At 68.9% G+C, this 17491-nt stretch carries 23 protein-coding genes and 1 tRNA gene; 7 read left to right on the forward strand and 17 right to left on the reverse strand.

Translation table 11 applies throughout. The annotated features are described in order from the left end of the window. Window positions 1–33 precede the first annotated feature (33 nt). From BUB75_RS10385 to BUB75_RS10400, 5 genes are all read right to left on the reverse strand, one after another. Entirely contained in the window at window positions 34–861 is an 828-nt protein-coding gene (locus tag BUB75_RS10385; protein ID WP_073254838.1) for a hypothetical protein, read from the reverse strand. Continuing rightward, window positions 858–992: a hypothetical protein gene (locus BUB75_RS48095; protein ID WP_281248309.1), complete on the reverse strand. Its 135-nt coding sequence runs from the start codon at window positions 990–992 to the stop codon at window positions 858–860. Before BUB75_RS48095 ends, BUB75_RS10385 begins: the two co-directional genes overlap by 4 nt. After that, the gene (locus BUB75_RS10390) at window positions 992–1417 is read right to left on the reverse strand and encodes an RRQRL motif-containing zinc-binding protein (RefSeq protein ID WP_073254841.1); all 426 of its coding nucleotides are present in this window, start codon (window positions 1415–1417) and stop codon (window positions 992–994) included. Before BUB75_RS10390 ends, BUB75_RS48095 begins: the two co-directional genes overlap by 1 nt. After that, window positions 1414–1632, reverse strand: a complete 219-nt coding sequence (locus tag BUB75_RS10395; RefSeq protein ID WP_143175117.1) for a hypothetical protein — start codon at window positions 1630–1632, stop codon at window positions 1414–1416. The genes BUB75_RS10390 and BUB75_RS10395 overlap by 4 nt, the downstream gene beginning before the upstream one ends. A 115-nt stretch (window positions 1633–1747) precedes the next feature. Next, window positions 1748–2023, reverse strand: a complete 276-nt coding sequence (locus tag BUB75_RS10400; RefSeq protein WP_073254846.1) for a DUF6284 family protein — start codon at window positions 2021–2023, stop codon at window positions 1748–1750. Window positions 2024–2113: 90 nt separating this feature from the next. Here BUB75_RS10400 and BUB75_RS10405 point away from each other — a divergent pair, with 90 nt between their 5' ends. From BUB75_RS10405 to BUB75_RS46175, 4 genes are all read left to right on the forward strand, one after another. Next, complete coding sequence (locus BUB75_RS10405; RefSeq protein WP_073254849.1) at window positions 2114–2347, forward strand: hypothetical protein; 234 nt, start codon at window positions 2114–2116, stop codon at window positions 2345–2347. Window positions 2348–2473: 126 nt separating this feature from the next. After that, window positions 2474–4042 carry a hypothetical protein gene (locus tag BUB75_RS10410; RefSeq protein ID WP_073255287.1) on the forward strand — a complete coding sequence of 523 codons (1569 nt, stop codon included), beginning with the start codon at window positions 2474–2476 and terminating at the stop codon, window positions 4040–4042. After that, window positions 4035–4394, forward strand: a complete 360-nt coding sequence (locus tag BUB75_RS10415) for a signal peptidase I (protein ID WP_073254851.1) — start codon at window positions 4035–4037, stop codon at window positions 4392–4394. The genes BUB75_RS10410 and BUB75_RS10415 overlap by 8 nt, the downstream gene beginning before the upstream one ends. A gap of 491 nt (window positions 4395–4885) precedes the next feature. Continuing rightward, window positions 4886–5044, forward strand: a complete 159-nt coding sequence (locus tag BUB75_RS46175) for a hypothetical protein (protein ID WP_178379815.1) — start codon at window positions 4886–4888, stop codon at window positions 5042–5044. A 35-nt stretch (window positions 5045–5079) separates the two neighbouring features. Here the strand turns inward: BUB75_RS46175 and BUB75_RS10420 are convergent, their stop codons facing one another. From BUB75_RS10420 to BUB75_RS10435, 4 genes are all read right to left on the reverse strand, one after another. Further along, a complete protein-coding gene (locus BUB75_RS10420) occupies window positions 5080–5535 on the reverse strand; it encodes an Rrf2 family transcriptional regulator (RefSeq protein ID WP_073254854.1) in 456 nt (151 codons plus the stop codon). A 178-nt stretch (window positions 5536–5713) separates the two neighbouring features. Then, window positions 5714–6661, reverse strand: coding sequence for an ABC transporter permease (locus tag BUB75_RS10425; protein WP_084740669.1), 948 nt, complete (start codon window positions 6659–6661; stop codon window positions 5714–5716). Further along, window positions 6651–7418 carry an ABC transporter ATP-binding protein gene (locus BUB75_RS10430; protein WP_073254857.1) on the reverse strand — a complete coding sequence of 256 codons (768 nt, stop codon included), beginning with the start codon at window positions 7416–7418 and terminating at the stop codon, window positions 6651–6653. Before BUB75_RS10430 ends, BUB75_RS10425 begins: the two co-directional genes overlap by 11 nt. Continuing rightward, complete coding sequence (locus BUB75_RS10435; protein WP_073254860.1) at window positions 7415–8464, reverse strand: ABC transporter substrate-binding protein; 1050 nt, start codon at window positions 8462–8464, stop codon at window positions 7415–7417. The genes BUB75_RS10430 and BUB75_RS10435 overlap by 4 nt, the downstream gene beginning before the upstream one ends. Before the next feature lie 231 nt (window positions 8465–8695). Between BUB75_RS10435 and BUB75_RS10440 the strand changes: the two genes are divergently transcribed. Continuing rightward, window positions 8696–9775, forward strand: a complete 1080-nt coding sequence (locus BUB75_RS10440; RefSeq protein ID WP_073254863.1) for a class I SAM-dependent methyltransferase — start codon at window positions 8696–8698, stop codon at window positions 9773–9775. Here BUB75_RS10440 and BUB75_RS10445 read toward each other — a convergent pair. From BUB75_RS10445 to BUB75_RS46180, 6 genes are all read right to left on the reverse strand, one after another. After that, entirely contained in the window at window positions 9772–10143 is a 372-nt protein-coding gene (locus BUB75_RS10445; protein WP_073254866.1) for a VOC family protein, read from the reverse strand. The genes BUB75_RS10440 and BUB75_RS10445 overlap by 4 nt on opposite strands. A 70-nt stretch (window positions 10144–10213) precedes the next feature. Beyond that, the gene (locus BUB75_RS10450; RefSeq protein WP_073254869.1) at window positions 10214–11842 is read right to left on the reverse strand and encodes an alpha/beta hydrolase; all 1629 of its coding nucleotides are present in this window, start codon (window positions 11840–11842) and stop codon (window positions 10214–10216) included. Window positions 11843–12176: 334 nt separating this feature from the next. Continuing rightward, window positions 12177–12266: transfer RNA gene (locus BUB75_RS10455), tRNA-Ser, on the reverse strand. Between the two features lie 62 nt (window positions 12267–12328). Then, a complete protein-coding gene (gene tadA, locus BUB75_RS10460) occupies window positions 12329–12784 on the reverse strand; it encodes a tRNA adenosine(34) deaminase TadA (protein ID WP_073254871.1) in 456 nt (151 codons plus the stop codon). Then, entirely contained in the window at window positions 12781–13269 is a 489-nt protein-coding gene (locus tag BUB75_RS10465) for a tRNA adenosine deaminase-associated protein (protein ID WP_073254874.1), read from the reverse strand. The genes tadA and BUB75_RS10465 overlap by 4 nt, the downstream gene beginning before the upstream one ends. A 110-nt stretch (window positions 13270–13379) precedes the next feature. Then, window positions 13380–13547, reverse strand: coding sequence for a hypothetical protein (locus tag BUB75_RS46180; protein ID WP_178379816.1), 168 nt, complete (start codon window positions 13545–13547; stop codon window positions 13380–13382). Window positions 13548–13768: 221 nt separating this feature from the next. Between BUB75_RS46180 and gndA the strand changes: the two genes are divergently transcribed. Next, window positions 13769–15214, forward strand: a complete 1446-nt coding sequence (gndA, locus tag BUB75_RS10470; protein ID WP_073254877.1) for an NADP-dependent phosphogluconate dehydrogenase — start codon at window positions 13769–13771, stop codon at window positions 15212–15214. A 4-nt stretch (window positions 15215–15218) separates the two neighbouring features. On the opposite strand, the gene BUB75_RS10475 is transcribed toward gndA, so the two are convergent. Then, window positions 15219–15656 carry a hypothetical protein gene (locus tag BUB75_RS10475; protein ID WP_143175118.1) on the reverse strand — a complete coding sequence of 146 codons (438 nt, stop codon included), beginning with the start codon at window positions 15654–15656 and terminating at the stop codon, window positions 15219–15221. Between the two features lie 60 nt (window positions 15657–15716). Here BUB75_RS10475 and BUB75_RS10480 point away from each other — a divergent pair, with 60 nt between their 5' ends. Then, window positions 15717–16304, forward strand: coding sequence for a hypothetical protein (locus BUB75_RS10480; RefSeq protein WP_073254883.1), 588 nt, complete (start codon window positions 15717–15719; stop codon window positions 16302–16304). On the opposite strand, the gene BUB75_RS10485 is transcribed toward BUB75_RS10480, so the two are convergent. After that, on the reverse strand, window positions 16206–17414 hold the full coding sequence (locus tag BUB75_RS10485) for a hypothetical protein (protein WP_143175119.1): 1209 nt from the start codon (window positions 17412–17414) through the stop codon (window positions 16206–16208). The genes BUB75_RS10480 and BUB75_RS10485 overlap by 99 nt on opposite strands. Window positions 17415–17491 lie beyond the last annotated feature (77 nt).

Raw genomic sequence — 17491 nt, forward strand, 5'->3', positions numbered from 1 at the left:
CGGACCGGTCCGCGTGAACTGCGTTATGGCTGCTCATGGGCGTCGTGGACCCGGGTCTGAGTGCAGCCGAGACAGAGCGAACTTCATGAGGATCAGGAACGCCACGACCGGGACCGCGGCGAGGATCCAGCCCCACACCGAGTGCTCGGCACAGGCGATCTGGACCGACAGACTCAGACCCGCACCGAGGATCAGGACCAGAACCGGCAGCCAGATCGACTGACCGGTCCGGCGCCGCCGCCGGAGCTCCAACGTGGCCGAGAGCGCGGTGGTCTCGATCAGGACCGCGGTCAGCGACGCGTAGACGACCGGCTGCCCGTGCGCCACGGCGAGTTGCACGGCGTGCCCGAGTGCCCCGCCGAACGCGATCAGACCGGTGCCGAACGTCAGCAGCGTCTGAATGCGGCTCTCCCACCGATCCGCGGCCGGAGCCTCGACGGGAGGTGTCGTGTTCGCCGGCGTACTCGACGCGTCAGTCCCAGCTGAGCGCGACGCGTCACGCACGGCCTCGGTCGACGCGTCGCGTGCCGCGGTGTCCGACGCGACCGGGGACGCGTCGTGCGTCGCCGGCGAGACGCGACGGATCGGCACCGCGGGCACCTCGTGCTCGTCCGGGGTCACCAGGTGCAGCCGCTCCGCGCCCCGGGTCGGACGCGCCGCGGGCGCCTGCCAGCCCTCTTCGGCGAGCAGATCGAGCAACGTCCTCGCTTTCGGCTTGCCGATCTTCAGCTCGGTCATCAGCTTGTTGCGCGAGGGCAGCGCCCCGGTGTCCCGAGCCAGGATCCGGGCGCGCGGCATCAGGTCGGCGACCGCGGGCGGGTAGGCGCTGCCGGTCGTCCGGTTGATCGTGTCGGTGGTCATCGCGGTCCCTCCTTCGTCGTGTCGATCGGGTAGTCCTCGCAGGTCCCGCCGCATCGCTCGTCACAGGCGCCGCAGCGATCGGTCCAGTAGTCGATCTCGTCCCAATCGACTTGGTCCTCGAAGTCGGCCATCACGCGGCCTCCCGCTCGGCGCCGGAATAGGGCTTGGAGCACCAGTAGTCGTCGTGACAGTCGATGCACTCGCCGTACTTCCGTGGGATGACGTATTCGCGGACGACACCGCAGGTGGGACAGGTGCGGAGCGCGCGGTTGGCCTTCGCCAGAGCGGCTAACTGCCGCCGCGTCGCCGGGCGCTTGTCCTTCGCCAGATCCCAGCGGTAGAGGTCAGCGAACCGCTCGCCATAGCCGCCGTGACCGGTGATACCCCACCACCGCAGCTGCGCGGCGACCGGCTGCCGACCACGACGCTTGCCCTTCTTGGCAAGCTGCCGCTTGGTGGCATAGATCGTCGGGTCCGCCCCGCCCCAATGCACGGTCGGCATGCCACCGTGTCGGACGCCGGCAGGGTCCATGTACTCGGCCCGAATGCGGCTCACGGCTCATCACTCGGTTCCGTGTCGTCGGCCCACAGGTGAACCAGCCGAGCGCCACCCGCGACGAGGAACACCGTCGTCCACGTCTGCCAGGCCCACGGGCCGTGGACATGCTCGTTCCACATCGCCAAGGCGAACGCGAGGATCAACACGAGCGAGACCAGCCAGTAGCGGCGGCTCATCGGGCCGACCGGCCGAAGCCAGAACCGGGAGTTCATCGGGCCACCCCCGACCCACCGCAGGAGGCGCATCGCTTGTACGTGTAGCCCGACCCGCCCGCGCTGTGCGCGGTCGCGCCGCGGCCCTTGCACTTCTTGCAGGTCTCCGCCGCCATCACGCCACCTCCGGCGTGATCGACCGACGCGCGGCGTTGGCCAGCTTCCGGGCCTCGGCCAGCACTCGACGCTCGGCGCTGCGCAGCGCCTGCCAGTCCAGCTCTGTCGGTCCGGCCTCGGCGCGGGCCATCCGCGTCATCGCGTCAACGACGTCGATCTCCGCCGCGATCACCGGCCATTCGACCTCGATCGCGGCGAGGTCCGCGCAGGTCGGCTCCCTGTCGGACAGCTCCACACTCCCCAACCGGCGACGCCTGTTCGACTTGCTCGACATAACCGCTCCTTAGTATCGCTTCTCTGTTGCGCAATCAAGGTCGCACAGATCGACGGAGTTCCGCAAGGCTGTTGCGCTACTCTTGTTCGGGTGACCGACCCGCGTGAGCAGCTAGAGGCAGCGACGACCCACTACAGACACACCGAGTCCGAACACCAGACAGCGCGGCAAGCGCTGATCGATGCCGTCATCACGGCACTCAAGGCAGACATCACACCGACCGAAGTCGAACGGCTCTCGCCGTTCACCAGCGCCTACATCCGCCGTCTCGCTCGCGAGCACGACGTCCCGCCAGCCGCTCCCGGCCCGAAGCGGGCTCGCTGATGCCTGCCCCATCCGTTCCACCTCCCCGTTCGCCGTCCTGCATCCAGACTGGCGCGACCGAGGAGAAACCGTGATGACCTGGCAGTGCACTCGGAGTGCACCGAGCTGTCGGAGGGAGGTTCGCGCGTGGACGTGGTCGACACATGGACGGGGCATCACGCCAGTGCGCTACGACAAGCCCTCCGTCTGACCAACGAGGGCTTTGCCGACCGGATAGGCACGGTGGTCCGCACCGTAGCGAAGTGGAACGCAACCCCCGACATGGTCCTCACCATCGAGCTGCAACGGGCACTCGACACGATCCTGACGCAGGCTCCGACCGACGTACGGAGCCGGTTCGCGCTGCTGCTTCGCGGCGATACGTCTCTGCCCCCAGTGGAGATGCCTGCCGCACCGGAGATCCCGGCCGACGAGCACACGTCCGCCGCACTGGAATGGCTGGACCGGACTGCTCGCTGGCCGGCCGGCGCCAGTCGCGCCCGGGTCGCGGGTCGGTTGGAGATGGTCAGCAGAGCAGGCGTCGAGCGGCAGCGCGCCGTCCGCACCAACCTCAGCCGAGAAGCCGTAGCCAACTCGCTAGCGGCCTACTACAGGACTTCGACCCCCTGGGTGCTCCATACGGCCCGGGTGGATGGGGTGCCCGTCTCGACAAGCGTGCTGACACGGCCGACCTGGCTCGACCTCCGGTTGCCCCTCGGTGTAGGCCGCGACACGATGGCGCTCTCCCCCCTGACCTATGACCCGCCCGGTGTAGACGAGTACGGCGCGCTTGCCGCGGTCGACCGACTCGCTTCCGGAGTCGCGACCGATCTCCGGATCGTGAACGCGCCGCTCTACCGACTACGGCGTATCAGCGTCTCCCCCGAGGGCATCAATGGCGAGGTCGGTATAGCCGCCTTCCTCGACTACGCCCTAACGTTTGACCTGCTGGAAGGGGAACTATCAGACGCATTGGTCAATCAGCGTGAGTCCACCCCCGGCAGCTTGCCTCTTCGCGACCGGTATCTACCGACAATCGCAGCAGTTACGAACGTGGATGACAGGCTGTGCGCAGGCGGTGCACTCTCGCTGTTCGCCGTTGCACGCCCAGCCCGAAGGGCGCGAAACGGGCGTGACTACCTAATCCTAATTCAGGAGCGTTCGCCACAGGTACTCAACGCTGCCCGACGTATCGCCGTTATCCCTAAGTCTTTTCATGGGCCATTGGTCGACTACTCCGAGGATGCCCAGATATACCGCACGATCGAGCGCGAGATGGAGGAGGAGCTGTTCGGGCGTGACGACGTCGACTCTGTGTTCACGCACCACCAGCGGAGTGCAGACCCGATGCACCCGAGCAGGCTCTCTGCACCGATGCGGTGGCTGGCTGAGCACCCCGACCCGGCAGACTGGTCGATGGAATGCACTGCGGTAGGGTTCAACTTAGTCAGCGGGAATTACGAGATAGCGAATCTGATAGCGATACACAACGAGTCGTGGTGGGAGCAGTACGGTGGTGACATCGCTGCGAATTGGGAATCCGGTAGCATCCGCCGATATTCAACTCTCGACCGTGATTCGATTCTTACACTTATCCACGATCCGGCCTGGAGCAACGAGGGACTGTTCGCAGCGCTCCAGGGAATTCGCCGCCTGGCTGAAATCGGCGGTAACAGGGTCGACCTCCCCTCGATCGAATGGGAAGCACGTGACTGACAATTTCTACGCCGGGAACGCTAACGATGACGCCAGCCAGTACCGGGGCTGGCTGCTAGGCAGTTTCGTGGACCCCACGACCCACAGCGCCATCCGCAAGAGCGACGCTGTAGAGATCAAGTGGGGAATTCACCCGAAGGGTGATCAGCGCGCCGAGTGGACGGCCGACGACACCCGAACCACCGTCCTACTGCTGGTCTCCGGGCGCTTCCGCTTGGACCTCACCACGGGAAGCACCACCCTCGAAAAGCAGGGTGACTACGTCGTGTGGGGTCCGGGCCTCGATCACTCATGGCAGGCCGAAGACGACAGCGTGGTCCTCACCGTCCGCTGGCAGTCCGCGGCCGAGTAGGGCGACGTCGGCTCGGCGCGTGGTCTCAGTTGTGGTCTCGTTCGTCGGTGTTCGGCCACGTTCAGGGCCGTCCGCCACACGGACGGGGAGCAGGTCACGGACTATGCCGAACGCCGGTGAACGTCCACGCGCCGAGTTGGAAAGCGTGTTGGGGGCAACCCCTCACGAGTTCGAATCTCGTATCCTCCGCCAGCCTGGCTGACCAGGCAAAACGACGGCCCGGCCCCGTGGAGGGGACCGGGCCGTCGGTTTTCTCACCGGGCGCTCCAACGGGCCGAGGTGGGGGGCACGCCCCGTTGGGCTTCTTCAGAGTGCGGTGTTCACGCTCGGGCTTCATTCGTCGCGGGCACTGACCGAATGTTCGCTTCGACACGGGGAATGACCCGGCGGTCTGCTACCGGGCTGCACCCTCGCTGAACCGGGCACGGCACTTTTCCGGCCGTTGACTGTGATGCAGACAACGAACGGACACCGAGCCCCCGGAGGCCACCATGTACGGCACCTCGATCGACAGCGCTTACGACGTCGACGGCTACCTGGAGCTCGCCGCCCGGATCGAGTGGGAAGAGCAGGGCTCGGTCGAGCGTCCCCGGTCGGTCGAGGCCCCCGGTGTATATGCCTTGGCCGCCGCCGAGCCCCTGCGCGGCTGAGCCGAACCGCTGCGCGGCTGACCCCGCCGAACTGCTCAGCGCGGCGCCCAGGCTCCCGGTGCCGCCACCATCTCGCTGACGTGCGACGGGAAGTTGCCCGACAGCACGTCCGCCAACGTCACCTCGTCGAGGACGTTGCGGACCGCCGCCCGGACCGCGACCCACACGGTCTGCAGGTTCTGGGCCGCGCCGTTGTAGACCGCGGCCTCGGGGCGCTCACCCCGGACGCCGGCCAGCGGCCCGTCGACGACCCGGAGTACTTCACCGATGGCGATGGCGTCGGCCGGCCGCGCCAACCGGTACCCGCCTTCTGCGCCCCGCTGGCTGCGCACCAGGCCGCCCCGACGTAGGTCGGAGAGGATTGCCTCGAGGAACTTTCGCGGGAGCCCCTGTTCGTCCGCGAGTGCCTGGGCAGTAGAGGTCGTGGGATCGTTCGCTGCCAGCGCCAAGAGCGCTCGCACCGCGTACTCCGCCCGAGCCGATATCTGCACCTTCCTATAATGCCGGTCCGGCGAGCCGAGGTCACACTCACCCCCGACCGAATGCATCGGAATTGCCGGAACACTGCGAGATGCCGACTCTCACGGACCGTGATCGTCCCAGGCCAGCGCGCCCAGCGACGCAAACAGGCCGGCACCCGAGGGCGCCGGCCTGCTGTCAAATAGTCGCTCAGACTTCATGGTCGGCGGCCAAACCCCACCGACGACGGAGCGAGTTGTTGGCCCAGCCGAACACCGCGTCGGCCAGGATGCCGATGACCAGGATGACGATCATCACCCCGAGCATCTGCGCGTATTCGGAGAGTTCCCGGGTGAGCGTGAGCAGCCCACCCAGCGACCCGGACTCGCCGATCGTCACGATCAGTTCACCGGCCATCAGGCTGCGCCAGGAGAAGGCCCAGCCCTGCTTGAGCCCGGCCAGGATCGCCGGTAGCGAGGCCGGCCCGATGACCGTCCGATAGAGGCTCAGGCCGCTGGCGCCCATGTTGCGCCCGGCCCGGACCAGCAGCGGCGGCACGAAGTCGACGCCGGCCAGGACGCCGTTCGCGACCGACGGGGCGGCCCCGAGCACGATCACGAAGAAGATCGCCGATTCGCCGCCCTGGAAGAGCACGATCGCCAGCGGGAACCAGGCGATCGACGGCATCGTCTGCAAACCGGTGATCAGCGAACCGATCGCGGCACGGAGCACGGCGAACCGAGCGACCGCGAACCCGATGACCAGACCGATCGCCACCGCGACCGCGAACCCGATGACCGCCCGGGTCATGGTCGTTCCCACCGCACTCCAGAAGGAGCCGGTGGTCAGCATCTCCCAGAGCGCCGGGAACACCTCGCTGGGCGGCGCCAGGATGCTGCGCGGCCGCCACCCGGTCTCGACCACGATCTGCCACGCCGCGATCGAGATGACGATCGCCAGCACCTTCGGCCAGGTGCTCCGCCAGATCTTGCGTCCGAGGTTGCGCCGCTCCGGCGCCATCTCGAGCGCGTCGAGGCCGGCCAGCTCCCGCTCGGTCTGCTTCCAGTCCGCGGAGCGGCCCGCGGTGTTCCAGTCGGCCGTGGTGGTATCGAGCCCCGTGTCGGCGCCGCCGCCGTCCGTCGATGTGTCAGCTGACATGGCGCCGCACCTCCTCCTTCAGGCGCTCGGTCACCCGGCCGGACAGCGCGGCCACCTCCGGGTCCTCGAGTCGCCGCGGGCGCGGCTGGTCGACGTGGAACTCCTCGATCACCCGGCCGGGCCGGCTGGCCAGCAGGATGATCCGGTCGCCGAGCCGCACGGCCTCCCGCACGTTGTGCGTGACGAACAGGACGGTGAGGTTCCGCTCCAGCCAGATCCGTTCGATCTCGTCGTGCAGCGCGTCGCGGGTCATCGCGTCCAGCGCGGCGAACGGCTCGTCCATCAGCAGGACCGAGGCGTCGTGCGCGAGCGTCCGGGCCAGTGCGACGCGCTGGCGCATGCCGCCGGACAGCTCGTGCGGCCGCTTGTCGGTGACGTCTTTCAGTCGGACGGTGCGCAGCAGCTCGGCCGCGCGCTCCCGCCGCTCGGCCCGCGGCACGCCGCGGAGCTTGAGTGGCACCTCGACGTTCTGGCCGACCTTGAGCCAGGGGAACAGCGCGGGTTCCTGGAACATGAACGCGGCCCGGTCACCGTCGACCTCGATCGATCCGGCCGTCGCCGCGTCGAGGCCCGCGACGAGGTTGAGCAGCGTGCTCTTACCGCAGCCCGACGCGCCGACGAGACAGACGAACTCGCCCGGCCGCACGGCCAGGTCGACGCCGTCGAGCGCGAGCGTGCCACCCGGATAGCGCTTGGACACGCCACGAAGGCGGACGGCGTCCGCCTTCGTGGTGGTGGTACCGGCCGTGACCGTCATGGTTGTGTCACCGCGGTCTCCCCCTTCGCCTTGAGCACCTCGTTGAGCAGCTTCAGGTCGTACAGGCCGTCCAAGTCGACCTTGTCGAGCAGCCCGACCTCCTCGGCGTGCTTCGCGCCGGTGACGAGGGAGGACGCGATCGGGTCGTTGAGGAACTCCAGCGTGGGCCACGCCTTCGTGATGATGTCGAGCTTGAGCGGCTTGCCGGTCAGCTTGCCGATCTGCTCGGAGATCGCCTTCTGCGCCGCCGCCGGGTCTGCCTTGATCGAGGCGTTCGTCTCGACGTGCCCCTCCAGCAGGGACTTCACCGTCTGCGGGTACTTCTCCAGGAACTCGGTCCGGACGATGAGGTTCGTGATGACGAACCGCTTGTTCGGCCAGAGGTCACGCTCGTCGATCAGGACCTCGCCACCGGCATCGATCAGGCGGCTCACCCACGGCTCGGGCACCCAGGCGCCGTCGAGCTGGCCTGCGGTGAACTTCTCCAGGATCTGGGCGTTCTCCTGCGGCTGGATCTTGACGTCGCCGCCGCCCTCCTTGGTGGCGGTGAGGCCCTGATCCTTGAGCCAGTAGCGCAGCGCGACGTCCTGGGTGTTGCCCAGCTGCGGGGTGCCGATCCGCTTGCCCTTGAGCTTGTCCTTGGTGATGCCCTTCTTCACCACGAACGCGACGCCGCCGGAAGCCGAGCCGGCGATGACCCGGATGACCTCGCCCTTGCTCTTGACGAAGGCGTTCACGGTCGGGTTCGGGCCGATGTAGGTCGCGTCGAGGCCCTCGGCGAAGATCTGCTCGACGGCCGCCGGGCCGGCGTTGAACTGCTGGGTCTCCAGCTTGGTTTTGCTACCGAGCGCCTTGGTGAACAGGCCCGAGTTGATGCCGACGAGCGCCGTAGCGTGGGTCAGGTTCGGGAAGTGGCCGAGCCGCAGCGTGCTGGCGACGCCGCTGGTGCCACTGCTCTCGCTGTCGTCGTCGCTTCCGCACGCCGCGAGCGCTCCCAGCAGGCCGAGCGAAGCGGAGCCTGCCAACAGTTGGCGGCGCGTGATCACGGCAACTCCTTCTGCAAGTTTGTCTGATCCATAAGACCCAGTTGCTCGCTAGAGATTGCAGGGCAGATCGGCATACAGTCAAGGTCGTCCCACGTGACGAGCGCGACGGTCCGAAGCTCTAGCCGTTCGGCCGACTAGAGCTGGCGGTATATATCGGACTCCGCCCTCGACGGTGCAATCAGTTCGCCCGGGACTCCGCCTCGCGATCGAGGCGCGTGGGAAAGTAGGTGCGTGGCTCGGTCTGCGCTGCTCGTCTCGTCACGGCAGTCGTCGACGTTGCTGATCCAGCAGTTCCTCGCCACTTACCTCGGATCGTGGCTCCGTACGGCGACGAAAGGCCGCGTCACAGCGTCCCCCGTAGTGATCACCGCGCCGGCGGGAACGTTCGCACCGACGCTCGGGGACACGCCGGAAGCCCGCCTCGTTCATTTCGACGAGAGCCCGGCCGCGCTGCGGCCGTTGGCCGCGGCCGGAGCGGACGCCCGGCGCAGCACGGTCGTCGACGCGTTGCCCGAGGTCCTGCCCGAGGCCGAGCAGGCCGCCTTGCTGGTGCTCCTCGACGTCACGTCGGGGAGCCTGCCGCTGGACGATCTGACCGCGCTGCTGACCGGACCGAGGGCCGGTCGCTGGCCGAGCAGCGACGTCATCGCGTTCATTCGTGCGGACGCCATCCGGCGCACCGCCGCCAAGCTGATCGGCGAACGTCGGTCGGAAGCGGCGTTGGAGAAGCTCGACCGGGCGGTCGGGGCGGAGTGGCGCACCGAGTACCACTCGGGTGGCGCCGGTGCGGTGGTGCGCGGTTACCTGCGGCGGCTCGAGGCAGCTCTACCCGGGCGGGCTTGGCCGGCGGCGGTGCGGGTGAACCCGAACGACGAGCCGGTGTTCTGGCTGATCCTGATCACTCGGCAACCCCACGGTGCGTGGGCTTTTGCGGACGCCGTCGCTCGGGCGCGGCGTGGTTGGCGCCGCACGTTACGTCAGGCCGGTGCCGAGAAGTCGCCGACGGAGCAGCTCGCCGTCGAAGGTCTGCAGAGCGCCGAACGTCTGGCGGTCGGCGCGGAAAGGCACGAGGAGCGGGCGGTCGTCGAGAACCTGAAACGCAACCTGCTGGAGACTCGTCGGCGGGTGGGCGAGTTCCGCATCTCCGACCGGCCGCGCGAGGTGCTCGATGGGCTGTTCGGGACCGCCGACACCGCCCAGATCAGGGCCGCCGTCCGCGAACTGCACGCCGCGGGAAAGACGCTGTCGACCGGCGTCGGTGGTGACATCCGCGACCACGTGCTCCGGCTACCGGACCGCCGCGCGCGTTAGTCGTGGTTCTCGCCGACCACGTAGATGTACCCGTCCGGGTCGGTCAGCGTCAGATAGGTGGCCCAGGACTCCACCACCGGCTCGGTGACCTCCACGCCGCGGCCCTTGAGGTCGTGGAACGTCGACTGCGCGTCCTCCGTCGTCAGCGTGCAGGGCGCGGCCGCCGTCGGCGGGAAGACGTAACCGTCCTGCGGCTCGATCAGCGCGATGCGAGTCCGTGCCCGCGGCGGTGCGACGTCGACCCAGCGCGTTCCGTCGGACATGAGCGCGTCGGTGCGCAGTTCCCAGCCCAGCGCATCGACGTAGAACTCGATCGATCGCTGCTGGTTCCGAACATAGAGAACCACGCAGTTGACGTGAGAAATCATGGTCCGAGACCTCCTGAGCACGGACGACTGCGTTGTCGCCCGTGCCCAGGATGCCCGAAATGTTACCTATCTACTCAATCGGTCGCGCAGAAACATACTCGTGCAGAGTGCCGCGTCCCGCCTTGGCTGCGGACTTGGCAGTGGTCCCGGCCTCGGCGGTCGGCGCCAGCGGTTCCGGGTCCGGCAACGCGGCGCAGGTCGCGTCGACGAGGCCCGGACCGTCCGGCCGAGCTCCGGTTGCCAGGTAGTCGGCCAGGTACTGGTCAAGGCAGGTGTTACCGCTCAGCGTGATGCCGTGGTTGCCGCCCTCGGCCTCGACGACCAGGCGGGAGTTCTTGATCTTGCGCCGCACGACCTCGGCACCCGGGTACGGCGTCGCGGCGTCGTCCGTCGCCTGGAAGATCAGCACCGACTCGACCTTCGAGTTCGACACGTCGATCGGCGACAGGCTCTTCACCGGCCAGAACGCACACGGCGCGTTGTACCAGGCGTTGTTCCACGTCATGAACGGCGCCTTCTTATGCACCCGCCAGTTGTCGGAGACCCACGTCGACCACTTCTTCGGCCAGTGGGCGTCCCGGCACTGGACGCTCGCGTAGACGCTGTAGCCGTTCTCGCCGCCTTCGTCGATCGCCGCGAACGCGTCGTAGACGTCGACCAGCGCCTGCTCGTCCTTCTGGTTGACGTACGCGGCCAGCGCGTCGGCGAGGTAGGGCCAGTAGCCGTTGAAGTAGCCACCGGGGATATAGGTGTCCTCGAACTCCGAGGGCCCGACCTTTCCACCGGCCGGCTTGGCCTTCAGCGCCGCCCGGGTCGCATACCACTGCTTCAGCACCGCGTCCTGGGTCGTGCCGAGGTGATAGGTGGCGTCGTACTTCGCCACCCAGGCCGCGAACGCCTCGTGCCGGGCGTTGAACGCGTAGTCCTGGTCGAGGTTGTTCTCGTACCAGACCCCGGTCGGGTCGACGACGCTGTCCAGCACCATCCGCCGGACGTTCTTCGGGAACAGCTTCGCGTACACCGCGCCGAGGTAGGTGCCGTACGAGTAGCCGAAGTAGTTGATCGTCTTCTCGCCCAGCGCCAGCCTGATCGAGTCCAGGTCCTTGACCGCGCTGATCGTGTCGATGTACTTCAGCAGGCTGCCGTACTTCGCCCCACAGGCCGCGGCGAAGCTCTTCACCCGCTTCAGGTTGGCTTCCATGTCGGCCTGCGTCTTCGGCACCGAGTCGGGCCGCACCGGGTCGAAGTAGCCCGGCAGACAGTTGAGCGCGGGCTCGCTGTTGCCGACCCCGCGCGGGTCGAATCCGATGACGTCGTACTGCGCGGCGACCGCGGGCGGAAGGTTGCTCGCGACGAATCCGGCCAACGTGAGCCCGGAGCCGCCCGGCCCGCCCGGATTGACCAACAGCGCACCCTGCGACGTCGCCGCCGTGTGCGGAATGCGGGAGACCGCGAGGGTGATCTTCTGCCCGCCGGGATTGTTGTAGTCGAGCGGGACCGATACCTTGCCGCACTGCAGCGTGGGGTAGGACGTGGTGCCGCACGCGGTCCAGGTGATGGGCGCGGGCGCGGCCACAGCGGGCTGTGCTCCGACGGCAGCCGGGGCTTGTGGCGCCGCTGCGGCCGGTGACACCAGCGCCGGCGAGATCAGCCCGGCTAAGGCGATCCCGGCGACGGCTAGTGCTGAGCGTCGTCCCATGAGTGCCTCCGTGATCAGCGAGGGTCGACTGCTGACAACTGCACCGATCCTGGCCCCAGCCGGGACTAGCTCACAGGGATAATGCGATAAACGCCCGGATGACCGTTTACCGGGTTTATTCTGCGCCGTTCGTATTATTTCGACGAAGCGCGAAGCTGCCAGCCCTCCCCCGTTACTCATTGAAGGCTGGCAACCTCGCAAGGTGGATCCTGTCCGCGCCAGCCCGTCCCGAACTCCCCGAAACGTGCCACCGTCGCCCTGCGGACCACGCGCCTGGAGCAGAGGCCGAGCACGACGAAGGGCCGGTTCCTCGGGGGAACCGGCCCTGTGTTCGTGGCGGTGGCGGTGGGATTTGAACCCACGGAGGAGTTGCCCCCTCACACGCTTTCGAGGCGTGCTCCTTCGGCCGCTCGGACACGCCACCGCCGAAGACGATACCGGATCCGGCCCGGCGGTCCGAATCGTGTCCCCGGAGGACAAAGGGCCTCAGCGGTGGGCAGCGAAGAAGCCGTCCAGCAGCGCCGCGCACTCGTCCTCGAGCACGCCACCCACCACCTCCGGACGATGGTTGAGGCGCCGATCGCGGACCACGTCCCAGAGTGACCCGGCCGCACCGGCCTTCGGGTCCCAGGCGCCGAAGACGACCCGATCGATGCGGGCCAGCACCAGCGCGCCCGCGCACATCGTGCAGGGCTCCAGCGTCACGACGAGCGTGCAGCCGGTCAGGCGCCAGGTGCCGAGCGCGGCAGCCGCCCGGCGCAGTGCCAGCACCTCGGCGTGTGCGGTCGGGTCGCCGGACGCCTCACGCTCGTTGCAGGCTCGCGCCAGCTCCACGCCTGCGGCGTCCAGCACGACGGCACCGACCGGCACGTCGCCGGTGACGAGCGCACCCTCGGCGACCGCGAGAGCGTCCCGCATCGAGCCTGCCCACGACGAAATCATTCGCCCCGCAACTCGACCAGGGCGTCCGCGCTCCCGATTTTGCGGGAGATCTCCAGCATGACGTCCGAGGGCAGCATCCCCTCGTGCGCGCAGAGCGCCAGCAGATCACGCCCGGACACCCCGAGATCTGCCAGCAGGTCGACGTCACCGACCGGCCGGCCCATCAGCTCGGGCTCGTCGTCCTCGTCCGGGACCTCCGGGATCTCGACGTCCTCCAGGTCGGCCAGCAACGCAGCACCGACGCGGGACTCGTCGCCGAACGACGCGTCCGAACCGAAGATACGTATCTCGGCCCCGCCATCCAGGCGAAGGATGACCAGAAACTCATCGTCGGCCTCGACGAACAGCAATGCCGGATCGGCGTCCGGCTCCAACTCACGCAACAGGTCCACGGCGGCGTCCGCGTCCTCGATCTCGTCCAGATCGAGTTCGGCGGCGACCCACCCTCGGCGCGGACGGACCAGGGCAGCAGCAAAGTACGACACGGGCCTCCTCCCGGCGCGGACTATGGGAACGTCCGCTCATCAGGATCAGGCCCGACGCTGCTGGACGCCAGCCCCGCACCCGGGGAGGTCCAACGGTCCGGTGGTAATTCTCACGCCATCCGGCGGCGATTGGTGATGAAATCGCGCTGGCGCTCATGGCGAGCCCGCCTCGGGGCCACCCGGTTCCGCAACGCTCGTGCTTCCGCGAGCTCGGCGAGTAGCTGGATGCGTCGACGCCGCCGCTCTGGGTCGAGTCGCTCGATGTCCTGGCCGCTCATGTCTCGACCATGCCCAAGAATCTGGCGTTCATGCAAGAACCGCGGGCGCAACATCCTGTTACGTCCGGGACGATTCATAACCTCGGCGCGGAAAATCACTCAGCGTAGTCGCGTCCACACTCGCCTCCCGGACCCCCTGAACGCGGGGTAGACCTGTTACGTAGTCCACACCGATGCTGCCGGTAAGCGGGCCGGACAGCGGCGACACATGAGGTGACGAGATGACTTCGACAGCGACGGCAGACATCGGCGTAACCGGCCTTGCCGTCATGGGCCGTAACCTCGCGCGCAACCTGGCGCGGCACGGTCACGCGGTCGCGATCCACAACCGATCGCCGGAGAAGACCCGTGCCCTGGTCAGTGACCACGGCTACGAGGGCACGTTCGTCCCGAGCGAATCGATGGCCGACTTCGTCGCTTCGTTGAAGCGGCCGCGCGCGGTCATCGTCATGGTCAAGGCCGGCCAGCCGACCGACGCGGTGATCGACGAGCTGATCCCGCTGCTCGAGGAAGGCGACATCGTCGTCGACTGTGGCAACGCCCATTTCCTCGACACCAGGCGCCGCGAGGCGGCCCTTCGCGAGCACGGCCTGCACTTCTCCGGCACCGGCGTCTCCGGCGGCGAGGAGGGCGCCCTGCGGGGCCCGAGCATCATGCCCGGCGGGTCGAAGCACTCCTACGAAAAGCTCGGCCCGATCTTCGAGTCGATCGCGGCGAACGTCGACGGGGTGCCGTGCTGCATCCACGTCGGGCCGGACGGCGCCGGGCACTTCGTCAAGATGGTGCACAACGGCATCGAATACGCCGACATGCAGCTGATCGCCGAGGCCTACGACCTGCTGCGCTCCGGCCTGGACGCCACCCCGGGCCAGATCTCCGACATCTTCCGCGAGTGGAACAAGGGCAGCCTCGAATCGTTCCTGATCGAGATCACCGCCGACGTGCTCGCCCACGTCGACGCGCGCACCGGCCGACCGTTCGTCGACGTCGTCCTGGACCAGGCCGAGCAGAAGGGCACCGGCCGGTGGACCGTGCAGAGCGCCCTCGACCTCGGCGTCCCGATCACGGGTATCGCCGAGGCCACGTTCGCGCGGTCGCTGTCGGGCCACGCCGACCAGCGGGAGGCCGCTCGGGAGGTGTTCCCGTCCACCAACGAGCTGGCCTGGGCCGCCGACGACCGGGAAGCCTTCATCGAAGACGTTCGGAAGGCGCTGTACGCGTCCAAGGTCGTCGCTTACGCGCAGGGCTTCGACCAGATCAAGGCCGGCAGCGACGAGTACGGCTGGGACATCGACCGGGGCGCAACGGCCACGATCTGGCGCGGTGGTTGCATCATTCGCGCCCGGTTCCTCGACCGGATCCGCGAGGCCTACGACGACGCCCCGGAGCTGCCGACGCTGCTCGCTTCGCCGTACTTCGTCAAGGCGGTCTCGGACGGCGTCGACAGTTGGCGCCGGGTGGTCTCCGACGCGTCCCGAGCCGGGGTTCCGACGCCTGCGTTCTCGTCGTCGCTGGCGTACTTCGACGGGCTGCGGCGTCGTCGGCTGCCCGCGGCGCTGATCCAGGGCCTGCGTGACAACTTCGGCGCCCACACGTACCGCCGCGTCGACGTCGCCGGCTCGTTCCACACCCTCTGGGGATCGGACAAGAACGAACTCGAGGCGTGAGCGCCTAGATGAACAGCTGGTCGAACTCGAAGGTACTCCAGGCGAGGACGACGACCGTGACCGACAACGCCGCTCCGGTCACCGCCGCCACGCCGACGCCCATGCCCCGGTCGCCGCGGGTGAGCAGCGCCGCTCCGGCGGCCCCGGCCAGCAAAATCGCGAGCAGGAACAAGCCGACGAGCGACGTTGTGCTCCACGACACCAGCCCGACGAGCACGTAGTAGACCAGCGAGACACACACCCCGATCAGCACGCCCCACCAGCGCACCGCGCCGCTCTCCCGGAAACGTGGGCGGCGCGGTGCCGGCGGCTGCGCGGGCTGCGGCACGTACCCTGCCGGAGGGCGCTGGGGCGTCGGGTCCCATGCAGCGGGCGCCGGGTCCCACGGACGGGTCGCCGGGTTGCCGTGCGGCTGAGCGCTCGCGGGGCCGGGCATCGTCATGGCCAGAGCCTACGACGGTTCGCTCTGGCCAAGACTGGACACGTTAGGCATTCTGGAGCAATGGGCGAGGTGTTACCGCTGCCACACCGGGGCGACGTGTTTCTCGACCCGCGTGGTGAAGGCCGATCGTTGCGCGTCAGCGGGCACCGTGGCGCAGCCACGGTCGTGCTGAGCATTTGGCGTCAGGGCGAGTGCCGGGCGACGTTCCGCCTGGCCGGCTCCGAGGTCGACGACTTCATCCGTGCGCTGCTCAGCGCGGCGCCGCCCGCAGCTCCGGGGGCCGACCTCCCCGCCGTCGCCGGCGAGGCTGTCGCCCCGCCGGCGGTCCAGGTGCAGATCAGCGGCAACGTCGTGGTCGAGCTCAACCACAACGTTGCGGACGCCACACCGGTGGCCACCGCAGAAACGCCGGACCTCCTCGACGAGCCGGAGACCACCGGTGACCTCCTCGCCGGACTTGCCCGGCAGGCAACCGTCCCGGACGTCACCACCGCACCCGGAGCCGCCGCCCCAGGGGCCGCTGCGCCCGAACCCGCGCCGGAACCCGCGTCACCCGACCCCGCGCAACCCGGCGTCCCGGAGGGGCCATCGTCCGACGCCGGCGACGACTCGTCCGACCGCAGACCCGGCGTCGCCCCGGCCGACTGACCCCGCGGCCGGGCCCGCTTCCCCGAGGCGCAGCGCCGCCCGTAGCAGCGACCGCTGCCGCTCCACCGCCCGGTGCGTGTCCCGGCAGAGCTCCCGATAGGACGCCAGCGTGTCCGCAGGCACGCCGAGCGCCGCCCGCACGGCGGTGAGCAGCGGCGACGCGTCCGTTTCGTAGGCCGCGAGCAGCACGTCGGTCGCGGCCGCGAGATCCCCGGCCGACTGCGCGGCTCGCCACGCCGTCCGGTCGAGGAGCATCGCTTTTGCCGCCGCCTCCTGCACGCTCGCGACGGTCCGCAGTGCCCCCTCGATCCCGGGCGCCTCGGCCGGTGCGAGCGCGACGACGAACGGCACCGGACAGCGTCGCCCGCGGACCAGCACGCCGCCCTCGGAGGCGTCGATCATCGCGAGGAACAGCGCGAACGGGCGGTCGATCCGCACGCCCCGCCCGAGCAGGACACCGGCCAGCCGATCCGCGGCGCGCAGCGTCGTGATGCTCAGCTCCGGGTCCTCGTCGACGATCGGAGCCGGGTCGAGCAGCACCTTCGTGCCGGGTCCCGCGGCCGCGGCCAGCGACAGCGCGGTCTCCCAGTCCGGACGGGTGCGGCGGACCGGGTACGGATCGTCCACCGCGTAGTCGACGACGAGCGTGACGTCGGCCGGGAGTTGCCGCCGCAGTCCGCCGAGAACGTCGGCAAGCTGATCGATCCGGCGTCTGGCCTCGTCGCGCCCCGGGTAGGACGCGTTGTCCCGAAGCCGCAGGACCAGTCGCCGCGCGCGCACGTCGACCGCGACGGCGGCCGCTCGGTGCAGCGCGACCAGCGCGCGGCGCGCCAGCTCGGCGTCCGGATGGCAGAGCGGGAGCGGACGGCCGCGCCGGGCGGAGACGTCGGGTAGGACCGTGCCGATCCGGACGCCCGCGTCGGCCGCGTGGGCCACCAGCTCGGCGGGGTCACCGACGCGATCACCGGGGATCTCCAGACCGACCTCCGGCGTGATCGCGGTGAGCCGGTGGACGAGAGCGGCGTCGGCGACCGCGTCGTGCCCGGTGAAGCGTCCGGCTGCCGAGTCGGCCGGGCGGCGGAGCAGGGTGGCGGACACCTCCAGCCGCATGCTGCAGAGCGTCGCAACGGCGTCGGCGTCCACGCCCCACAGCAGCCGCTCCGGTTCCGGCGGTGCAGGCCGCGGAG

Origin of the sequence: Cryptosporangium aurantiacum (genome assembly GCF_900143005.1) — a bacterium.
In the GTDB taxonomy this organism is placed as follows: domain Bacteria; phylum Actinomycetota; class Actinomycetes; order Mycobacteriales; family Cryptosporangiaceae; genus Cryptosporangium; species Cryptosporangium aurantiacum.